This window comes from Pseudonocardia phyllosphaerae, assembly GCF_046546475.1.
Lineage (GTDB): Bacteria > Actinomycetota > Actinomycetes > Mycobacteriales > Pseudonocardiaceae > Pseudonocardia > Pseudonocardia phyllosphaerae.
The window spans coordinates 163160-180950 of the sequence record NZ_JBKGXS010000008.1 but is presented as its reverse complement, the minus strand read 5'-3'; the positions used below and the strand labels follow the sequence as shown (position 1 = coordinate 180950).

19 protein-coding genes are annotated in these 17791 nt (G+C 74.8%); 8 read left to right on the top strand and 11 right to left on the bottom strand.

What is annotated here, in order from left to right; all coding sequences use genetic code 11:
• Positions 1-26: 26 nt before the first annotated feature.
• Positions 27-593 (bottom strand): nucleoside/nucleotide kinase family protein, encoded by a 567-nt coding sequence (locus tag ACLE50_RS17475; RefSeq protein ID WP_410944635.1) that lies wholly within the window; start codon positions 591-593, stop codon positions 27-29.
• Between the two features lie 290 nt (positions 594-883).
• Here ACLE50_RS17475 and ACLE50_RS17470 point away from each other — a divergent pair, with 290 nt between their 5' ends.
• Positions 884-1324 (top strand): VOC family protein, encoded by a 441-nt coding sequence (locus ACLE50_RS17470; RefSeq protein WP_410944634.1) that lies wholly within the window; start codon positions 884-886, stop codon positions 1322-1324.
• An 18-nt stretch (positions 1325-1342) separates the two neighbouring features.
• On the opposite strand, the gene ACLE50_RS17465 is transcribed toward ACLE50_RS17470, so the two are convergent.
• Together ACLE50_RS17465 and ACLE50_RS17460 are read right to left on the bottom strand one after the other, a co-directional pair.
• Positions 1343-2530, bottom strand: a complete 1188-nt coding sequence (locus tag ACLE50_RS17465; protein WP_410944633.1) for a class I SAM-dependent methyltransferase — start codon at positions 2528-2530, stop codon at positions 1343-1345.
• A gap of 73 nt (positions 2531-2603) precedes the next feature.
• Positions 2604-2960 (bottom strand): tetratricopeptide repeat protein, encoded by a 357-nt coding sequence (locus ACLE50_RS17460; protein ID WP_410944632.1) that lies wholly within the window; start codon positions 2958-2960, stop codon positions 2604-2606.
• 235 nt (positions 2961-3195) lie between these two features.
• Between ACLE50_RS17460 and ACLE50_RS17455 the strand changes: the two genes are divergently transcribed.
• Positions 3196-4617 carry a glycosyltransferase family 2 protein gene (locus ACLE50_RS17455; protein ID WP_410944631.1) on the top strand — a complete coding sequence of 474 codons (1422 nt, stop codon included), beginning with the start codon at positions 3196-3198 and terminating at the stop codon, positions 4615-4617.
• A gap of 101 nt (positions 4618-4718) precedes the next feature.
• On the top strand, positions 4719-5135 hold the full coding sequence (locus ACLE50_RS17450; RefSeq protein WP_410944630.1) for a hypothetical protein: 417 nt from the start codon (positions 4719-4721) through the stop codon (positions 5133-5135).
• Here ACLE50_RS17450 and ACLE50_RS17445 read toward each other — a convergent pair.
• Positions 5120-5407, bottom strand: a complete 288-nt coding sequence (locus tag ACLE50_RS17445) for a DUF1540 domain-containing protein (RefSeq protein WP_410944629.1) — start codon at positions 5405-5407, stop codon at positions 5120-5122. The genes ACLE50_RS17450 and ACLE50_RS17445 overlap by 16 nt on opposite strands.
• Positions 5408-5616: 209 nt before the next feature.
• Here ACLE50_RS17445 and ACLE50_RS17440 point away from each other — a divergent pair, with 209 nt between their 5' ends.
• Complete coding sequence (locus tag ACLE50_RS17440) at positions 5617-6423, top strand: SGNH/GDSL hydrolase family protein (protein WP_410944628.1); 807 nt, start codon at positions 5617-5619, stop codon at positions 6421-6423.
• Positions 6424-6426: 3 nt separating this feature from the next.
• On the opposite strand, the gene bla is transcribed toward ACLE50_RS17440, so the two are convergent.
• From bla to ACLE50_RS17425, 3 genes are read right to left on the bottom strand one after another with little or no spacing between them, the layout of a single operon-like run.
• Positions 6427-7308: a class A beta-lactamase gene (gene bla, locus ACLE50_RS17435; protein WP_410944627.1), complete on the bottom strand. Its 882-nt coding sequence runs from the start codon at positions 7306-7308 to the stop codon at positions 6427-6429.
• Between the two features lie 11 nt (positions 7309-7319).
• Positions 7320-8552: an amidohydrolase gene (locus ACLE50_RS17430; RefSeq protein ID WP_410944626.1), complete on the bottom strand. Its 1233-nt coding sequence runs from the start codon at positions 8550-8552 to the stop codon at positions 7320-7322.
• 52 nt (positions 8553-8604) lie between these two features.
• Positions 8605-9681 carry a tartrate dehydrogenase gene (locus ACLE50_RS17425; protein WP_410944625.1) on the bottom strand — a complete coding sequence of 359 codons (1077 nt, stop codon included), beginning with the start codon at positions 9679-9681 and terminating at the stop codon, positions 8605-8607.
• Positions 9682-9803: 122 nt separating this feature from the next.
• Between ACLE50_RS17425 and ACLE50_RS17420 the strand changes: the two genes are divergently transcribed.
• Positions 9804-10709 carry a LysR family transcriptional regulator gene (locus ACLE50_RS17420; protein WP_410944624.1) on the top strand — a complete coding sequence of 302 codons (906 nt, stop codon included), beginning with the start codon at positions 9804-9806 and terminating at the stop codon, positions 10707-10709.
• Positions 10710-10712: 3 nt separating this feature from the next.
• On the opposite strand, the gene ACLE50_RS17415 is transcribed toward ACLE50_RS17420, so the two are convergent.
• Positions 10713-11783, bottom strand: a complete 1071-nt coding sequence (locus ACLE50_RS17415; RefSeq protein ID WP_410944623.1) for a DUF808 domain-containing protein — start codon at positions 11781-11783, stop codon at positions 10713-10715.
• A 167-nt stretch (positions 11784-11950) separates the two neighbouring features.
• Between ACLE50_RS17415 and ACLE50_RS17410 the strand changes: the two genes are divergently transcribed.
• Entirely contained in the window at positions 11951-13306 is a 1356-nt protein-coding gene (locus ACLE50_RS17410) for a glycoside hydrolase family 140 protein (RefSeq protein ID WP_410944622.1), read from the top strand.
• Here the strand turns inward: ACLE50_RS17410 and ACLE50_RS17405 are convergent.
• The gene (locus tag ACLE50_RS17405) at positions 13231-13893 is read right to left on the bottom strand and encodes a hypothetical protein (protein ID WP_410944621.1); all 663 of its coding nucleotides are present in this window, start codon (positions 13891-13893) and stop codon (positions 13231-13233) included. The two genes, ACLE50_RS17410 and ACLE50_RS17405, sit on opposite strands and share 76 nt — an antisense overlap.
• The gene (locus tag ACLE50_RS17400) at positions 13890-14486 is read right to left on the bottom strand and encodes a class I SAM-dependent methyltransferase (protein WP_410944620.1); all 597 of its coding nucleotides are present in this window, start codon (positions 14484-14486) and stop codon (positions 13890-13892) included. The genes ACLE50_RS17405 and ACLE50_RS17400 overlap by 4 nt, the downstream gene beginning before the upstream one ends.
• Before the next feature lie 203 nt (positions 14487-14689).
• On the opposite strand from ACLE50_RS17400, the gene ACLE50_RS17395 reads away from it, so the two are divergent.
• Together ACLE50_RS17395 and ACLE50_RS17390 are read left to right on the top strand one after the other, a co-directional pair.
• Positions 14690-15919: a sensor histidine kinase gene (locus ACLE50_RS17395; protein WP_410944619.1), complete on the top strand. Its 1230-nt coding sequence runs from the start codon at positions 14690-14692 to the stop codon at positions 15917-15919.
• On the top strand, positions 15871-16527 hold the full coding sequence (locus ACLE50_RS17390) for a response regulator (RefSeq protein ID WP_410944618.1): 657 nt from the start codon (positions 15871-15873) through the stop codon (positions 16525-16527). Before ACLE50_RS17395 ends, ACLE50_RS17390 begins: the two co-directional genes overlap by 49 nt.
• Here the strand turns inward: ACLE50_RS17390 and ACLE50_RS17385 are convergent.
• Positions 16500-17711: an FAD-dependent monooxygenase gene (locus ACLE50_RS17385; protein WP_410944617.1), complete on the bottom strand. Its 1212-nt coding sequence runs from the start codon at positions 17709-17711 to the stop codon at positions 16500-16502. The genes ACLE50_RS17390 and ACLE50_RS17385 overlap by 28 nt on opposite strands.
• Positions 17712-17791 lie beyond the last annotated feature (80 nt).

Sequence of the window (17791 nt, the reverse complement as noted above, 5' to 3'; positions counted from 1 at the left end):
GGGCCGCTTCCGCGCGGCCGGAACCGTCAGGGGTCGACGAGCACGACGTCCGCCCGCTGCGGGGTGCGGGCGCGCACCGCGAGCTCCAGCTCCTGCCGCCGCCAGGTGTCGCGGAACGGCGCGTAGCCCGGCCAGTCGGGACGGGCGTGCAGGCGGGCCTCGCGGACGTCGTCGTCGGCGTCGATCCAGATCAGCAGCGACGTCACCTCCGCCAGCGCCAGGCCGCCCGCCCCGCACCCCTCCAGGACGACGACCGGCGCCGGCGCCCGCTCGCGTACCTGCCCGGGCCGGTCGTGCGCCCAGTCCCAGGACGTCCACCGCAGCGTCCTGCCGCGGGCCAGCGGCTCCCCGATGCCGTCGCGGGCCAGGCCCGGCGCGTGGCCGAGGCCGTGCCAGCCGGGGTAGAGGTCCTCGATCTCGAGCAGCGGGGCGCCCAGGTGCCCGGCCAGCTCGGCGGCGCGGGTGGACTTCCCGGCGCCGGAGAACCCGTCGACCGCGATCAGGCGGTTCCCGGCCGGTCCGGGCGCGGCGGCGTCGACGGCCGCGGTGACGGCGTCGAGCCAGCCCGGGGCGAGCGTGATCAGGGTGGGCACACCGGCGAACCTGACACGCGCCGCGGCACCGCGCCAAGCCGGCCGCGGCCAACCGGCGCGCCGAACGGGTCGCGGCAGACCCAGCGGGAACCGGCCTTGCCGCACACCGTGTCCGTACGCAGCACACGCTGCAGCATGTGCTGCGTACCGAAACGGTGTGCTGCGGCCACGGCACACCCCCGCCGACCCGTGCACGTGATCATGGAACGGGAGTCCGGTGGACACCGGGCGCGGCGACCGATTGACTGACCGCAGGTGCGGCCGGCGGCCGGAGGAGGGGACGGGCGGCGATGAGCTCGGGCATCGAACGACCGGTGGTCACCGGCTTCCACCACGTGTCCGCCGTCGTGGGCGACGTGGAGGCCAGCGCCACCTGGTACCAGCGGGTGCTCGGCCTGCAGCGCATGCCGATGACGTTCCCGCACCACACCGCCGGGATCGGCGACCCGGAGAAGGCCGTGCTGCTGCTCGACCCGGGCAACGGGGTGATGATCGAGCTGCACGCACCCGCCGCCGACGACCTCGGCGGCCCTCGCGGCGCGCTCGACCACCTCGCGTTCGGTGTCGCCCGCCGTGGCGACCTGGACCGGTGGGCGAGCTGGCTGGACGTCCTCGCGGTGCCGCACGACGGCGTCGTCGAGCACCACGACCCGACCGGCTACGCGACGCTGGAGTTCCGCGACCCGGACGGCATCGCGCTGGAGTTCATCCACTTCCCCGGCCGCGGCTGACGGCCCCGACTGGCCCGCTCAGGGATCGACGCAGACCAGGCCCCACGGCCGGTCCGCGGCCCGGGTCATGACGACCGTCGCCCGGCGGGATCCCTTGCCGCGCAGCTTCCGGGCGATCGCGTCGACGTCCCCGGCGAGGCCACGGCGGCGGACGTCGACCGCGCCGACGTCGAGGTCGCGCAGCAGCCGGGGGAGCCGCTTCTGGTCCCACGGCCGCGAGTCCAGCACCCGCAGCGGGCGGGCGAACGGCGTCCCGGGCGGCTCCTCGTCGCCGGTCAGGAACGCGATCCGCGGGTCGATCCGGGACGTCCCGGTGCGCTCGGCCAGTTGCGAGACGAGCCCGGCGCGGGTGACGGCGGGGTTCGGGTCGAGCAGCCATGTGCCCGGCTCGATGACCGCGACGCCGGTGTCGCCGTCCTCGGGGTCCGGGTCGCCGGCGAGGACGTGCGCGGTCCCGTCGGCGTCGAGGACGGTGGCGCGGGTGCGGCTCGCAGCCAGCGCGGGCGACCAGGCCGCGGCCTCCTTCAGCTCCCGGCCCAGCGCCAGGAACTCGATCTCCCAGCCGCCCGGGACGGTGTCGTGGTCGATCCCCGGCGCGGCCTTCACCCCGACGGCGCCGACCCGGCCTGCCAGCTCCACGCACCACTCCAGCGGCGGCTCCGAGGTGCCGGTCCGCATCCGGCCCCCCGACGAGCGCCGGGCCGGGTCGACGAACACGCCGTCGATCCCGGTGAGGTCGGCGTCGCGGACGTCACCGCACCAGGTCACGGCCTCGCGGTCGTAGGCGGCGGCGTTGCGCGAGGCCATCCACAGGTGCACCGGGTCCCGGTCGACGCCGACGACGTCGTGCCCGTCGGCCAGTGCCAGCAGGTCGCCGCCGATGCCGCAGCACAGGTCGGCCAGCCGGCCCAGCCCGGCGTAGCGGGCGGCGCGGTGCCGCGCGATCACCTCCGACGACGCCTGTTCCAGCCCGTCGCGGGTGAACCACATCGCCGCGGCCCGGGAGAACTTCGCCGCGGCCCGGTGCCGCAGCTGCGCCTGCGCCATCGCGTCGGCGACCAGGTCGGCGGGGTGGTCGCGGCGCAGGACGGTGCCGAGGCGCAGCGCCGCGTCGCCGGACAGGTCGGAGTCCGCGAGCCGCTCCAGCAGCGCGGTGCCCTCCGGTTCGGCCAGGCGTTCCAGGCGCGCGAGGTCCTCGGTGCTCACCCGGCCAGCGTGCCGGTCCGGCCCCGCCGCGCTGCGACGGGGCCGGACCGGGTGGTGCTCAGGAGCGGCTCGTTCAGTCCTGGGGCACGCCCATCGCCTCGGCCAGCCGCAGGTGCGGCGCGGCCTCCTCGCGGCGGGACGTGCGCTGCAGCGTCCGGCCGAGGAGCAGGTGGGCGTAGCCCTCGGACGGGGCGCGCTCCAGCAGCTCGCGCAGCGCCGTCTCCGCCCGGCCGAGCTGGGCCGAGTGGAAGTAGGCGCGGGCGAGCAGCAGCCGCGGCGCGACGGCGTCGGGCCGGTCGGCGACCAGCTCGTCCAGCACGCGGGCGGCGGCGATCCGGTCGCCCGAGTCGAACAGGTAGGTCGCGCGCTCCCAGCGGTCGGCCGGCTGCACTGCGGCGTCGTCCATCCAGGGCAGGGCATCGAGGGTCATCGGTCCGGCCTCCCTTCGAGGTTGTGGTGGCGACCACGTCGTTGACGTGTCATCCGTTACGTCCAACCGGGGAGGTCCGTGATCTGTTCCCGTCGCCCGAACGGCCCTGACCAGCGACGGCGTCCGGTACACGGCGTGAGGAAACTCCAGGCGTCGGCAGCTCGTCCGACACATTCCGGGCATGTTGCTCGGGGGTCTCAGCGTGATCACAGCTCGGCCATGGACCATGGAACCCATGACGACACCGGACGTGCCGACCTGGGTGGGCGAGCTGGACCGCTCCGCGCCGCTGCGCGAGCTGCAGGTCGACCCCGCCTACCGCGCGGCGCGTCTGCTGGTGACCGTGGCCGGGACCCCGCAGGGCCAGATCACCGTGCCGCTCGTCGACGGCTACGCCGCCGTCGACGCCCTCGCCGCGGCGATCGAGTCCCTCGGCCCCGCCGACGCCGTCGCGCCGGCCCCGGTGTCGCACGAACCGATCACCGTGGTCGTCCCGACCCGCAACCGGCCCGAGATGGTGGCCCGCTGCCTGCGCGCGGTCCTGGCCTCTGACCACCCCGCCCTGACCGTGGTCGTCGTCGACAACGACCCCGACGACGAACGCACCGCCCGCGCCGTGGCCGCCACCGGCTCCCCGCGGGTGCGCTACGTGCGCGAGTCCCGCCGCGGTACCTCGGTGGGCCGCAACCGGGGTCTGGCCGAGGCCCGCACCGAGTACGTCGCCTTCACCGACGACGACACCGAGGTCGACCCCGCCTGGGCCTCGCGCATCGCCGGCGCCTTCGCCGCCGACCCCGACCTGGCCTGCCTGTCCGGACCGGTGCTCGCCGCCCGCCTCGGCTCGCCGGAGGAGCGTGCCGCCGACGTCGCGCTGGCCTGGAACAAGGGCTTCACCCCGCGCCGGTTCACCCTCGCCGAGCCCCCCGCGGACTCGCCGATCTTCCCGTTCTCCCCGGGCCTGTTCGGCATCGGCGCGAACATGGCCGTGCGCGCCACCCCCGCCCGCGCCGCGGGCGGCTTCGACGAGGCCATGGGCCCGGGCACCCCCACCAAGGGCGGCGAGGACTGCGAGTTCCTCGTCCGCATGATCCTGGCCGGACACGTCCTGGGCTACGTCCCGGGCGCGTACCTGTGGCACCACCACCGCCCCGACCAGAACGCGCTGCGCGCCCAGCTCGAGGGCTACGGCCTCGGCCTGGGCAGCTTCCTCGCGAAGGTGGCGCTGTCGCCGGAGGGCCGCGCGGTCGCGCTGCGCCGGCTGCCCGCCGCGGTCGCGCGGCTGCGGCACATCGCCTCCCGCGAGGGCGGCGCCGGCGACGCGATGCCCGACTCCGGCGCGGCCGTCCGGCTGGCCCGGCTCGGCCGTGGGGGCTGGGCGTACCTGCGCCGCAGCCGAACCGTCCGCAGTCTCGGCGGGGCCGTCCCGCCGATCGAGGTCCCGGTGCCGCCGAGCACCGTGCCCGGCTACATCCGCCGGGCCGCCGCCGCGCGCCAGGCCGCCGAGCACGCCCGCCGCGTCGCCGGTACCCCGCACACCGGCCCCGCGGAGCACCGGGCCGCGCCCGAGACCCCGCAGGCCGACGCCGACGGCCCCGACCCGGTGCTGCCCCAGGCCCGCACCACCCCCGAGAACCCCGGCGCGGCCCTGACCGGCTGAGCGCACCCCGCCGGGCCGGCGGTACCGGCCCGGCGCAGGACGGCCTTCACCTCACCGTCATCAACGGTTAGGCTCGCCTGGGTAACGGTGAGGGAGGCCTGATGTCGCTACGTCTGCCGACCGGCAGCGTCACGGTGCTGCTCGGTCCGTCGGTCCAGCGGCGCCGGATGATGAACCGGCTCGACGACTCGACCGGGCGCTGCGCGTCCGGGCACGACGCGGTCGTCCGCCGGCTGGGCGCGCGCGAGGCCGAGCCGGCAGGCGACCGGCTGGCCACCGTCGAGTCGGCCCGTCGGGGCCCGACCGCGATGGTCCTCGCCGACCGCCTGACCGACGGCCTCGACTCGTCCGAACGCAGCACCGTGCTCGCCGCGCTGCGCTCGGTCGCCGCGGAGGGGATTGCCGTCCTCGTGGACGACGCCGACCCCGTCGCGGCCCTCGCGGTCGCCGACGGCGCGCTGCGCGTCGACGAGTCCGGCGAGGTGCGTGCGGAGGAACTCGCCTACTTGGCCTCGTAGGTGAGGCAGTCGGCGGCGTCCGTGCCCTTGCCGATGTTCACCGACGACGCGGTGCACTCCAGCTTCTCGTTGTACTTGCAGTCGGAGCGGTGGCACGCGCCGACGAGGCCGTTGCCGTTCCCGCCGCGGAACGAGATCTCGACGAAGGTGCCGCAGGCGGCGTGGTCACCGGAGATCGTGATCGCCCCCGCGCCACAGGTGGAGTCGGAGTTGTAGGAGCAGCTGGTGGCGGCGCACTGCTGAACCTGGGGCATGTCCTGAGCCGTGGTCATGACGCAGATCGTGGACCGTCCCGCCTGCGCCCACCAGCCAACAGAGGCTCCCCATACCGCCGGTGGGGTCAGCCTGAATCGGGGTCCGGAGCAGCGGGTTTCCGCGTTGTACATACCTTGTTGGGTGATGCGCATCACAATTGCGTGCGACTGTTCGGGTGATGCGAGGGGGTTCCCGGGCGTCCGGGCGGGGCGGGCATGCTGGCGTCGTGGATCCCGACCTTCTGCCTCGGCTGGTCCGCTACGCCGACCTGTCCGGCTTCCCCGCGTTCGCCGCGTTCGGGGTGCGCGAGTCGGCGGTGGACCGGCTGCTCGCCGACGCCGCGGGCGTCGACCCGTCGGTGGTGACCGGCCTGCGCGCCGACCTCGACGAGCTGGTGCTCGACGCCGCGGACGCCCTGCTCACCGACCCCGCCGTCACCGACCGGGTGGCCGCGCTGGACCTGGCGCCGGGGGAGCGGATCGTCGTCGTCGGTGACTCGCTGTCGGCGGACCGGCTCAGCTGGGCGCGGATCCTGGTCGAGCTCGTCGGGCGGATGCACCCGCAGGTGTCGGTGGAGGTGCTCGCACTGTCCGGCCGCACCACCGGCGACGCGCTGGCGCTGGCCCCCGTCCTGATCTCACGCCGCCCGACGCGCGTGCTGGTCCTGCTGGGCACCAACGACATCCGCCGCGAGGGCGCGTCCGCGGCCGTGCCGATGGTGTCGGCCTGGGAGACCGGGCGGAACCTGCACGCGCTCAAGGCGCTGCTCGAGACCGAGGTGCGCGCCCGGGTGCGGCTGATCGTGCCGCCGCCGATGGACCCGGAGCGCTCGACGTCGACCCGGTTCCTGACCGGCGAGTTCTGGGACGCCGCGGACCTGCCGCGCCTCGCCGCGACCGTGCGCGACGTCGACCGGACCGCGATCGACCTCGCCTCGGTGCCGGTGGGCCCCGAGTTCTGGGAGGACGACGGCGTGCACCCCGGCCCGGACGGCCAGATCACGGTGCTGCGGGCGATCCTGGCGCAGCTCTGAGCGCTACCCGCGGCCGAGCTGCGCCAGGGCGGCGCGGGTCGCGTCGGCGATCGCCTGCTTCGCCCGGTCCCCGTCGGCCGGTGCGGCGGGATCGGCCGGGGCGCTGAACACGGTCAGCACCATCGGCGCGCCGTGCGGCGGGAACAGCACCCCGACGTCGTTCTTCTCGCCGGCGTTCCCGCCGCCGGTCTTGTCGCCGACCGACCAGCCGGCCGGGACCCCGCCACGGATCTGGCCCTCGCCGGTGGTGTTGGCGCGCAGCCACCCGGCGAGCCGGTCGCGGTGCGGCGCCGGCAGCGCGTCGCCGAGGACCAGGGTGCGCAGCGTCGCCGCGAACGCGGCCGGGGTGCTGGTGTCGCGCTCGCCGTCGGGGGAGTTGAGCGACGGCTCGGTGCGGTCGGCGCGGGTCGTGGCGTCGCCGAGGGAGCGCAACCACGCCGTCAGCGCGCCCGGCCCGCCGGTGGCAGCCGAGAGCAGGTTCGCGGCCGTGTTGTCGGAGACGGTCACCGCCGCCTCGCAGAGCTGCGCGACGGTCATCCCGGCGCCGACGTTGCGACTGGTCACCGGCGCGTGCTCCAGCAGGTCGGCGCGGGTGTACCGGATCCGGCGGTCGAGCAGGCCGGGGTCGGTGACCGAGCGGTGCAGCACGAACGCGGCCAGCGGCGCCTTCACCGTCGAGCACATCAGGACGCGGTCGCCGTCGCGATGCCCGGCCGTCGCGCCGGTCCCGGTGTCGAGCGCGTGCACGGCGAGCCGCCGCCCGGTGCGGGCCTCGACGTCGGCGACGGTCGTGGGCGGGGTGGCGGCGCCGGAGGCCCCGCAGCCGGTGAGCAGCGCCGCGCCGATCCCGGCGCCGGACAGCAGCAGCGCACGACGGTCGATCATCGGGCGGCCGATCATCGGGCGGGCAGCCATTCCCGGGCGGCCGCGACCAGGGCCGCGACCCCCGTCGTCAGGGTCGGTTCGATCACCGGCGCGTAGCGCGGGGAGTGGTTCGACGGCAGCTCGCCGACCCGGTCGCGGATCTCCTCCACCGAGCTGCATCCGCTGAACAGCTCCGGGTCGGCGCCACCGAGCAGCCAGTACGCGCACGGCGCCCCGGCGGCGGTGGCGAACTCGCCGACGTCCTCGCTGCCGGTCACCGGCCCGGGGTCGACGACCGGGAGCGGGGTGACCGTCGCCAGCGCGGCGCGGGTGCGCTCGCAGGCGTCGGCGTCGTTGATCACGGCCGGGAAGCTCTCGCCGAAGGCGATCTCCGGGTCCTTCGGCACCCCGGACGCGGCGGCCTCCCCGCGCACGACCCGCTCGATCGCGCCCAGCACCCGGTCCCGGACGGCGCGGGTGTAGGACCGCACGGTCATCCCGAGCTCGGCGGTGTCCGGGACGATGTTCTCCTTGGTGCCCGCCCGCATCGTGCCGACGGTGAGCACCGCGGTCTCCGAGCCGGGGATCTCCCGGGAGACGATCGTGTTGAGCCGCAGCACCGTCGCCGCCGCGAGCACCACCGGGTCGACGGTGGTCTCCGGGCGGGAGCCGTGGCCGCCGGTGCCGTGCAGCGTGACCCGCACGGTGTCGCTGGCGGCGAATGCGGCCCCGGAGGTGAGCGCCAGCAGCCCGGCCGGGAGCGGGGCGACGTGCTGGCCCAGCACGACGTCGGGGGTGCCGAAGCGGTCGTAGAGGCCGTCGTCGAGCATGGCCCTGGCCCCGCCGCCGACCTCCTCGGCCGGCTGGAACACCACCAGCAGCGTCCCGGACCAGGTGTCGCGGGCCGCGGCGAGCTCGGCGGCCGCGCCGGTCAGGCAGGTGACGTGCATGTCGTGCCCGCAGGCGTGCGCGACGGCGGTCTCCTCGCCGTCGGGGGTGACGCCGCGGGCGGTGCTGGCGTAGTCCAGGCCGGTGGTCTCGGCGACGGGCAGCGCGTCCATGTCCGCGCGCAGCAGCGCCGTCGGGCCGTCGTCGTTGCGCAGGACGCCGACCACCCCGGTCCCACCGACGCCCTCCGCCACCTCGTAGCCGGCGTCGCGGAGCCGGGCGGCGGCGATCCCGGCCGTGCGGGTCTCGGCGAAGGACAGCTCGGGATGGCGGTGCAGGTCGCGGTAGAGATCGGCGAGGTCGTCGGCGGCGCTCACGTCACCCCAACGTAGCCGCGACATGATCAGGTGGCCAGGGTCGTCGGCGACCTCACCCGCGGACCGCGTCGGCGATCGCCGCACCCAGCGTGGCGGTGGTGCCGGACCCGCCCAGGTCCGGTGTGGTCACGTCCCCGCCCCGCCCGACGACGTCGGAGATCGCGGCCAGGACCGCGTCCGCCGCCTCCTGCTCCCCGAGGTGCTCCAGCATCATCGCGCCGCACCAGATCTGCCCGACCGGGTTCGCGACGCCCTTGCCCGCGATGTCCGGCGCCGAGCCGTGCACCGGCTCGAACAGGCTCGGGAACTCCCGGGTCGGGTTGATGTTGGCGCTCGGCGCGACGCCGATCGTGCCGGTGCAGGCCGGCCCGAGGTCGGAGAGGATGTCGCCGAACAGGTTGCTGGCCACCACGACGTCGAACCGGTCCGGGCTCATCACGAACCGGGCCGCGAGGATGTCGATGTGGTACCGGTCGACGTGGACGTCCGGGTACTGCTCGGCCATCGCCGCGACCCGCTCGTCCCAGTACGGCATGGTGATCGAGATGCCGTTGCTCTTGGTCGCCGAGGTCAGGTGGCGTTCCGGGCGGCTGTTCGCCAGCTCGAAGGCGTAGCGCAGCACGCGGTCGACGCCGGTGCGGGTCATGACGGTCTCCTGGATCACCGTCTCCCGCTCGGTCCCTTCGAACATCCGGCCGCCGATGCTGGAGTACTCGCCCTCGGTGTTCTCCCGGACGATGAACATGTCGATCTCGCCGGGGGAGCGGCCCGCCAGCGGCGCGGGGACGCCGGGCAGCAGCCGGACCGGGCGCAGGTTGACGTACTGGTCGAAGCGGCGCCGGAACTGCAGCAGGCTGCCCCACAGCGACTCGTGGTCGGGCAGCACGTCCGGCCACCCGACGGCGCCGAAGAACAGCGCGTCGAAACCGCGGAGCTGCTCGAACCAGTCGCCGGGCAGCATCGTGCCGTGCTCGAGCCAGTAGGCCGCGCTCGCGAAGCCGAACTCGACCGGCTCCAGCGTGAACCCGAACCGCTCGGCGGCGGCATCGAGCACCCGCAGGCCCTCGGGGACGACCTCGGTGCCGATCCCGTCCCCGGGGATGACGGCGATGCGGTGGGTGCGGGTCATGTGCTGCTCCTTCGTTCGTTCCGAGTGCTTCCGGCCTGCTGCTTCCAGCCTGAGGCGCGAGAACGAAGCGGAACAGCGCAGAATGCGCCGCACAGTCTTTCGCCGGAGGAAAGAAGGACGCGGTGGACCTGCCCGAGCTCGACGACCTCCGGTTCTTCAGCGGCGTCGCCGCCGCCGGGACGCTGACCGAGGCCGCGCGGGTCTGGGGCGTCTCGGTGTCGGCGGTGAGCAAGCGGCTCGCCCGCCTGGAACGGCGACTCGGCGCCCGCCTGGTGCAGCGCAGCACCCGGCGGCTCACCCTCACCGACGAGGGCCGCCGCTACGCCGCGGGCGCCGCCGACGTCCTCGGCCAGATCGACGACCTGGAGGACGACGTCGGCCGCGGCTCCGGGCGGCTGCACGGCCGGGTCGCGGTGCACTCGTCGATGGGGTTCGGGCGGGCCCACGTGGCGCCGCTGCTCGGCTCGTTCGCCGCCGCGCATCCGGACCTGCGGGTCGACCTGGAGCTGTCGCACCTGCCGGTGCACGTCGGCGGCACCGGCTACGACCTCGCGATCCGCACCGCGCCGCTGCCGGACTCGCGGTTGCACGCGCGCCCGCTGGTGCGCAACCGCCGGGTCGTCTGCGCCGCCCCGGACTACCTGCGCCGGCGCGGTACGCCCCGCGAACTCGCCGAGCTGGCCGGCCACGACTGCATCGTGATCCGCGAGACCGACACCGCCTACGCGCACTGGCGCTTCGGCACCTCGCCCGCCGACAGCACCGCCGTCCGCGTCACGGGCGCCATGACCTGCAACGACGGCGAGGTCGCCACCGCGTGGTGCCTGGCCGGGCGCGGGCTGGTGATGCGCTCGCTGTGGCAGGTGGCGCCGCTGCTGGCCGCCGGGGACCTGGTGCAGGTGCTCGACGACGTCCCGACCCCGCCCGCGGACTTCCTCGCGGTGCACGACGCACATCCGCCGCGGCGGGTCGCCGCGGTGCTCGACCACCTCGCCACCGGCCTGGCCGAGCGGCTCCCGGCGCGCTGAGCGTCAGCGCTCCGTGGACTCGGACGACGCGGAGGACTCGGACGACTGAGACGGCTGAGAGGACTGATACGACTGAGAGGACTCACCGGCCTCGGAACCCTCGGCCGCCCGGCTCTGCTCACCATCCCCGGTCTTCTTGTCCCGCTTCGGGATCAGGTGCATCAGCCCGACGATCACCGACCCCACGACGATGCCCAGGATCGCCGAGAAGACCGTGTTGGTGAGCCAGCCCAGCACCCCGCCGAGCGCGCCGGTCGCCCCGGTGACGACCTCCTCCAGGTGGTGCACGAACCCGTAGACCGGGTGGAAGCCGAGCGCGTCCATCCCGACCAGCAGGATGTGCCCGCCGACCCACAGCATCGCCGCGACGCCGACGACCGAGAGCACCGACAGCACGATCGGCATCGCCTTGACCAGGCCGCGGCCGAACCCGGCCACCGCCGCGGAGTCGCGCTCGGCCAGCGCCGCGCCGGCGTCGTCCATCTTCACGATCAGCGCGACCACGCCGTAGACCAGCACGGTGATCAGCACGCCGACGACGGCCAGGATGATCGCCCGCGCGACGAACGCCTCGGTGGCGACCTCGTTCAGCGCGATCACCATGATCTCGGCGGAGAGGATGAAGTCGGTCCGCACGGCGCCGGAGACGACTCGCTTCTCACGGGCCTTCGGGTCCTCGCCGGTCTCCTCGTCCTGCGACTGCTCGTCGTGGCCGTGCCCGGAGAAGTACTCCCAGATCTTCTCCGCGCCCTCGTAGGACAGGTAGAGCCCGCCGAGCATGAGGATCGGGGTCAGCGCCCACGGCGCGAACTGGCTGAGCACCAGTGCGACCGGGAGGATGAAGACCAGCTTGTTGCGCAGCGACCCGACCGCGATCCTGCGGATGATCGACAGCTCGCGCTCGGGCTTGAGGCCGTGCACGTAGCGCGGGGTCACCGCGGCGTCGTCGACGACGACCCCCGCGGCCTTGGTGCTCGCCCGCCCGGCCGCACCGGCGACGTCGTCGAGCGAGGCGGCGGTGAGCCGGGTGAGCGCGGCGATGTCGTCGAACAGGGCGAACAGGCCGGCGCTCATCGGGCGACGCTCGCGGGCGAGGTGGTGGTCTGCACGCGAAGCAGCGTACGGCCACGAAAGGACGAAGACACCACTCGTTCGAAAAGGGGACGAACGAGTCGGAACGGGGCTCCGTCGACGTACCGTCGGCGCCGACGATCATGACGCCTGGAGTGACCGGAGGGGCCATGCCACGCCCGACGACCTCGAGCCACGTCCGGCGGGTGCTGCTCGCCCTCGGGGCGGTCCTGTCCGTCGGCGCCCTGACCTCGGCCGGGGTCGGCGGTCCCGTCCCGGGGCCGAAGCCCGACCCGGGACCGGCGCCGCGCACCCAGGCGGACGCGCCCCTGCCGCGGCTGCAGACCGACGGCCGCTTCTTCACCGCGGGCGGCAAGCCGTTCTTCTGGCTCGGTGACACCGCGTGGGCGCTGCTGGGCAAGCCCGACCACGACGACGTCCTGCGCTACCTCGACACCCGCGCGGCCCAGGGCTACACCGTGATCCAGACGGTGGCGATCTTCCCGCAGGCCGGGTCGACGAAGCCGATCAGCGGCGACGTCAGCACCGCGAGCGAGCACGAGGACTACTGGAAGCGCGTCGACGGCATCGTCGACGAGGCCGCGAAGCGCGGTCTCTACCTGGCGATCCACCCGGTGTGGGGCGACAAGCAGACCGGCAAGGTCGTGAACGAGGGCAACGCCGAGGACTACGGCCGCTTCCTCGGCAAGCGCTACGGCGCGCGCGACAACATCACCTGGACCCTCGGCGGCGACCACCCCGCCGACGGCGAGGAGAAGCTCTGGGGCGCCCTGGCCAAGGGCCTCGACGCCGGTGGCGGCACCCAGCTCAAGACCTACCACCCGCAGGGCGACCAGACCTCCGCCCAGTGGTTCGCCGGGTCCGACTGGCTCGACTTCAACATGCTGCAGGGCGGGCACTGCCTGCGCTACGAGAAGCGGCAGAAGCTGGTCGAGCAGACCTACGGCGCGTCGCCTGCGAAGCCGTTCGTCGACGGCGAGCCGATCTACGAGGACCACCCGTACTGCTGGAAGCCGGAGAAGGGTTTCTCCACGGCGCAGGACGTCCGCCGCGACGCGTACTGGGCCGTCCTCGGCGGCGCCGCCGGGCACACCTACGGAGCGCACGCGGTGTGGCAGTTCAGCCCCGGCGGCAAGGGCTCGCTCGGTGCCCGCGGCAGCTGGACCGACGCCCTGCAGCTCCCGGCCGGCAAGGAGCAGATGGCGCACCTGCGGCAGCTGATGACCTCGCTGCCGTTCACCAAGGGCGTCCCGGCCCAGGACGCTCTGACCTCCGACGCCGGCTCGGGCGCGGACCGGGTCGTCGCCAACCGCGGCTCGGACGGCTCCTACCTGCTGGTCTACAGCCCGTCGGGGGAGAAGTTCACCCTCGACGACGCCGCGACCAAGGGCCTGACCCGGATGCAGTGGTTCGACCCGCGCAGCGGCACCTACCGCCCGGCGACCACGGGCACCGAGCAGCGGCCGCCGTCGGCCGACGACTGGGTGCTGGTCGCGCGGCGCTGACCACGACGCCGGCGCCGGAGCCCGACGAGCAGCACGGTCAGCAGAGCCCCGGCGACGGCCGTGACCAGCCCGTACGCCGAGGTCACCGACTCCCGCGCGGCCTCGCCGGTGAGGTGCCCCAGCGTCGTCAGCACGGCCGCCCAGGTCGTCGCGGACACCGAGTGGACGACGGTGAACCGGCCCGGCGGTACCGCGGCCCAGCCCGCGACTCGGGGCGTCACGACCCGGCCCCAGGACAGCCACTGACCGGTCGCCACGGTGAGCACCGGGTGCCCCGCGAGCAGCCGCCCGGCGTGGCGCCACGGTCCCCGCGGCAGCCGCGTCGCGACCGCGAACGGCGCCGCCCGCCCGCGTCGGGCACGCCCGATCCGGAAGCCCAGCTGGCCCCCGGCCACCGTCCCGGCGGCCACCGCCGCCACGGCCACCGGTAGTGAGGCTCCTCCGGCGAGCGCCCCCGCGGTGAGGGCGACCAGCGTCCCCGGGACGAACGCACCGACCGGGAGCCCCGCCTCGACCACCAGCACCGGGACCACCAGCGCGAACAGAACGGGCAGCGGCAGGTCGGCCGCACCGGGCACCGCGGTCACGATGCGCTCCGTAGCGGCCGACGGCCGATCGTCAGCCGGGCCGGTGGCAGGTTCGCCCAGATCGTCGCGGTCTCGACGACCTCCCCGAAGGCCTCGTGCATCCGGTCCAGGAACCGGCGTCCACCGGCGCGCAGCCGCGCGGGCCGGTAGGTCACCGTCGCGAACACGCCGTCCGGGCGCAGGGCGCACAGCACCTCCTCGAGCACCCGGTCCTGGCCTGCCGCGTCGAAACACGACCACGGCAGGGTGCTCAGCACCGCGTCCGCCGGACCCGCACCCGCGGTGGTGAGCAGAGCGGTGAGGTCGCGGGCGTCGCCGGGGATCCGGTGTGCCCACGGCGCCCGCCGGCGCAGCTCCGCCAGCATCATCGGGTCCCGTTCGACGGCGAGGTGGGTGCCGCGGCCGTCGAGCTTCGGGCCCAGCGCGGCGCTGACCGCACCCGTACCCGCCCCCAGCTCGACGACCACGACACCGGGCGCGCCGGGTATGAGCGCGGCCATCCGGCGCGCCACCACCCCCGACGTCGGCGCGACGGCCCCCATCGACGGCTGGTCGACGACGGCGCGGTTCAGGAACACGGCCAGCGCACTCATCTGGTCCCCTCAAACGCGGCTGCTGATCGGACGAGATCGATCGTCGCGAGCTGCGCCGAGCAGCAGGAGGGTGCGCGGTCCACACCCGGAGCTCCGGTGCTCCACCCGGGCGGGGGAGGAAGGTCCACCCCCGCCCGGGGAGCCGTCGCCCTCCTGCGCACGGACGGGATCGGCCAGGATGGATCGCGGGGGAGGTGATCGGAATGCGGCTCGTCCGCTTCGTGCAGGCCTGGGCGGCCGGCGTGTGGCGGCTGCTTCTCACCGGCGTCGCCGCGGGGCTGCTGCTGTGCCTGCTCGTCGCCGGGGTCGTGCTGCTGCCGCTCGCCGGGCTCGGTGTCCCGGTACTGGTGGGGGTGTTCGCGCTGGTCCGGCTGCTCGCGGCCGAGGAGCGGGCCGCGGCCGGTCGCCGGCTCGACGCGTCGATCCCGGAGCCCGCAGGCCTGCGCTTCATCGACGAACCGGGCCCCTCGGTGTGGCGTCGCTTCGGCCGGCTGCTGGGTAGTGACGCGTTCTGGCGCTACCTCGGCTGGACGGTGTGGCAGGCCGTGGCGGGGCTGGGGGTCCCGCTGCTGATGTGGGCGTCGCTGTTCTTCGGCTGGACCTTCCTCGAACCGGTGCCCGGTGGGGGAGGTGCACTGGTACTGGCGCCGGTCGCCCTGGGGTTGCTCGCGCTCCCGTTCCTGGTGGGCCTGCCGGTCCTGCGCCGGCTCGCCGCGGTGTCCCGCTGGTTCCTCGCCGCCCCGGAACATCGCTCCGACCTCAGCCGCCGGGTCGACGAGCTGGCGCGCACCCGGGCCGCGACCGTCGAGGCACAGGACGCGGTGATGCGCCGCGTCGAGCGCGACCTGCACGACGGGACCCAGGCGCACGTCGTCGCGACCGGGATGACGATCGGCCTGGCCCGTACCCTGCTGCGCGAGCAGCCGGAGAGGGCCGACGAGCTGCTCGCCGAGGCCGAGCGGACCATCGGGCAGACCCTGCAGGAGCTGCGCGCCACCGTGCACGGAATCCGCCCGCCGGTGCTAGCCGAACGCGGCCTGACCGAGGCCGTCCGGGCGCTGTGCCTGCGCTCGCGGATCCCGGTCGAGCAGCACATCGCGCTCGACGAACCGGCCGGTCCGGCCGTCGAGACCGCCGTCTACTTCGCACTCGCCGAGGCGATCACGAACGTGAACCGGCACTCCGGCGCCGGCCGGGCCCGCCTCGAGCTCTGCCGTTCCGGCTCCGCACTGCACGCCGCTGTCTGGGACGACGGCCACGGCGGGGCCGACCCCGGCCGCGGCAGCGGACTCGCCGGGCTGCGTGGCAGGCTCGCCGGCGTCGACGGGACGGTGCAGGTCGTCAGTCCCGCCGGAGGCCCGACCGAGATCAGGATGGAGGTGCCGTGCGCGCCGTCGTCGCCGAGGACCTCGCCCTTCTCCGGGACGGGATAGTCCGCCTCCTGACCGCGCACGACGTCGAGGTCGTCGACGCCGTCGCCACCGGCCCGCTGCTGGCCGACGCCCTGGCCCGGCACGAGTTCGACGTCGCCGTCGTCGACGTGCGGCTGCCGCCGTCGTTCACCGACGAGGGCCTGCGCGCCGCGATCGGCGCGCGCAGCCGCCGCCCGGGGCTGCCGGTGCTCGTGCTGTCCCAGCACGTCGAGCCGCTCTACGCCCGCGAGCTGCTCGCCGACGGCGCCGGTGCGGTCGGCTACCTGCTCAAGGACCGGGTCATGGAGGTCGGCCAGTTCGTCGACGCCGTCCGCCGGGTCGCCGACGGTGGGACCGCCATCGACCCGGAGGTGATCTCCCAGCTCCTCGCCCCGCGTGACGGCGACGACCCGCTGCACCGGCTCACCGGACGCGAGGCCGACGTGCTCGCGCTGATGGCCGAGGGCCGTACCAACGCTGGTGTCGCGCAGCGTCTCTCGGTGTCATTGAAGGCGGTCAGCAAGCACATCAACAGCATCTTCGACAAGCTCGGCCTGGCGCAGAGCGAGGACGACAACCGGCGCGTGCTGGCGATCCTCGCCTACCTGGAGCTGCGCGGGCGGTCGTAGTCGGGCAGCTCGATCGTGTTCACCGGAGGCGAGGTGAGCTTGCCCAGCAGCCCGCCGAGCGGGCTGTTCACCACGGCGGACATCCCGCGCATCGCGACGCGGTTCACCGCCCGCCCGGCGCGGCTCTGCGGGTTCATCACCCGCAGCACCGACGGCCGGATGTCCTGTGCCTTGTCCACGAACGGCCGCATGGTCGTCTCGTACCGGTCGAACGCGCCACGCACGTCGGCGCCGTCGCGCAGCTCCCCGGCCAGTACGTACGCGCCGGTCAGGGCCAGTGTCGTGCCGGCGCCGAACGGGCCGGGCGACCAGGCGGCGTCGCCGAGGAGCACGGTGCGCCCGGTGCTCCAGCGCGGCATCCGGACCTGCGCGACGGCGTCGAAGTAGTACGGCGCGTCGTCGAGCCGGTCGAGCACCCGGCCGGTCTGCCAGCCGGCGTCGGCGAAGGTGCGGCGCAGCACCGCGGCCTGGTCGGCGCGGTCGAGCGCCTCCAGGCCGCGGATGTTGCTGAGCAGCGACAGGAACACCCGCGTCGTGCCGAGGTTGTCCGGGCGCAGGCTGACGCTGCGCGAGCCGACGGCGGAGTACCAGCGCCACCACTGGTCGTCGTCGGCGGTGCGGGGGATGGTCAGGTAGGCGATGTAGAGCCCGAGCTCGGTGATGTCCGGGGTGATCCCGGCCGGGGTGAACACGGCGTCGCGGGTGCGCGAGCGGGTGCCCTCGGCGAGCACGACGACGTCGGCGGTGAGCACGTCGCCGCCTGTCAGGGTGACCGTCGCGCCGTCGTCGCCCTCGGTGATCCCGGCGATCTGCTCGCCGAACCGGTAGTCGGTGTCCGGCGTGCGTTCGTAGAGGATCCGGGACAGCTCACCGCGCAGGATCTCGGCCTCGGCGGTGCCGCCGTTGGTGTCGCCCTCACCGGCGGGGAACACGGCGATCGCGGCGCCGTCGTCGTCGACGAAGCGCAGCCCGACCTCGCCGGTGCCGGCGGCGAGCACGGCGTCCTCGATGCCCATCCGGCGGCAGACCTCGCGGCCGACGCCGCGGATGTCGATGTTCTGGCCCTCCTCGCGCAGCTGCGGCGCGCGCTCCAGGACGGTGGTCCGCCATCCGCGGGCGTTGAGCTGGTGGGCCAGGGCGGGCCCGGCGATGCTGGCTCCGGAGATGACGGCGTGCGGGCTCATGCCGCTCATCCTGCCGCCCGCGGCGGTGCGCGGCCCGCCGGTTTCCGATTCGTCCGGAGACCGGCGGGCCGGGAAGCGGT

Bases quoted from the DNA above. Each gene is read 5' to 3' on its own strand.
- ACLE50_RS17470 (WP_410944634.1), top strand. From the start codon at position 884: ATGAGCTCGGGCATCGAACGACCGGTGGTCACCGGCTTCCACCACGTG.
- ACLE50_RS17445 (WP_410944629.1), bottom strand. From the start codon at position 5,407: ATGACCACGGCTCAGGACATGCCCCAGGTTCAGCAGTGCGCCGCCACC.
- ACLE50_RS17385 (WP_410944617.1), bottom strand. From the start codon at position 17,711: ATGAGCCCGCACGCCGTCATCTCCGGAGCCAGCATCGCCGGGCCCGCC.
- bla (WP_410944627.1), bottom strand. From the start codon at position 7,308: ATGATCGACCGTCGTGCGCTGCTGCTGTCCGGCGCCGGGATCGGCGCG.
- ACLE50_RS17415 (WP_410944623.1), bottom strand. From the start codon at position 11,783: ATGAGCGCCGGCCTGTTCGCCCTGTTCGACGACATCGCCGCGCTCACC.
- ACLE50_RS17450 (WP_410944630.1), top strand. From the start codon at position 4,719: ATGTCGCTACGTCTGCCGACCGGCAGCGTCACGGTGCTGCTCGGTCCG.
- ACLE50_RS17395 (WP_410944619.1), top strand. From the start codon at position 14,690: ATGCGGCTCGTCCGCTTCGTGCAGGCCTGGGCGGCCGGCGTGTGGCGG.
- ACLE50_RS17455 (WP_410944631.1), top strand. From the start codon at position 3,196: ATGACGACACCGGACGTGCCGACCTGGGTGGGCGAGCTGGACCGCTCC.
- ACLE50_RS17425 (WP_410944625.1), bottom strand. From the start codon at position 9,681: ATGACCCGCACCCACCGCATCGCCGTCATCCCCGGGGACGGGATCGGC.
- ACLE50_RS17400 (WP_410944620.1), bottom strand. From the start codon at position 14,486: ATGAGTGCGCTGGCCGTGTTCCTGAACCGCGCCGTCGTCGACCAGCCG.
- ACLE50_RS17460 (WP_410944632.1), bottom strand. From the start codon at position 2,960: ATGACCCTCGATGCCCTGCCCTGGATGGACGACGCCGCAGTGCAGCCG.
- ACLE50_RS17410 (WP_410944622.1), top strand. From the start codon at position 11,951: ATGCCACGCCCGACGACCTCGAGCCACGTCCGGCGGGTGCTGCTCGCC.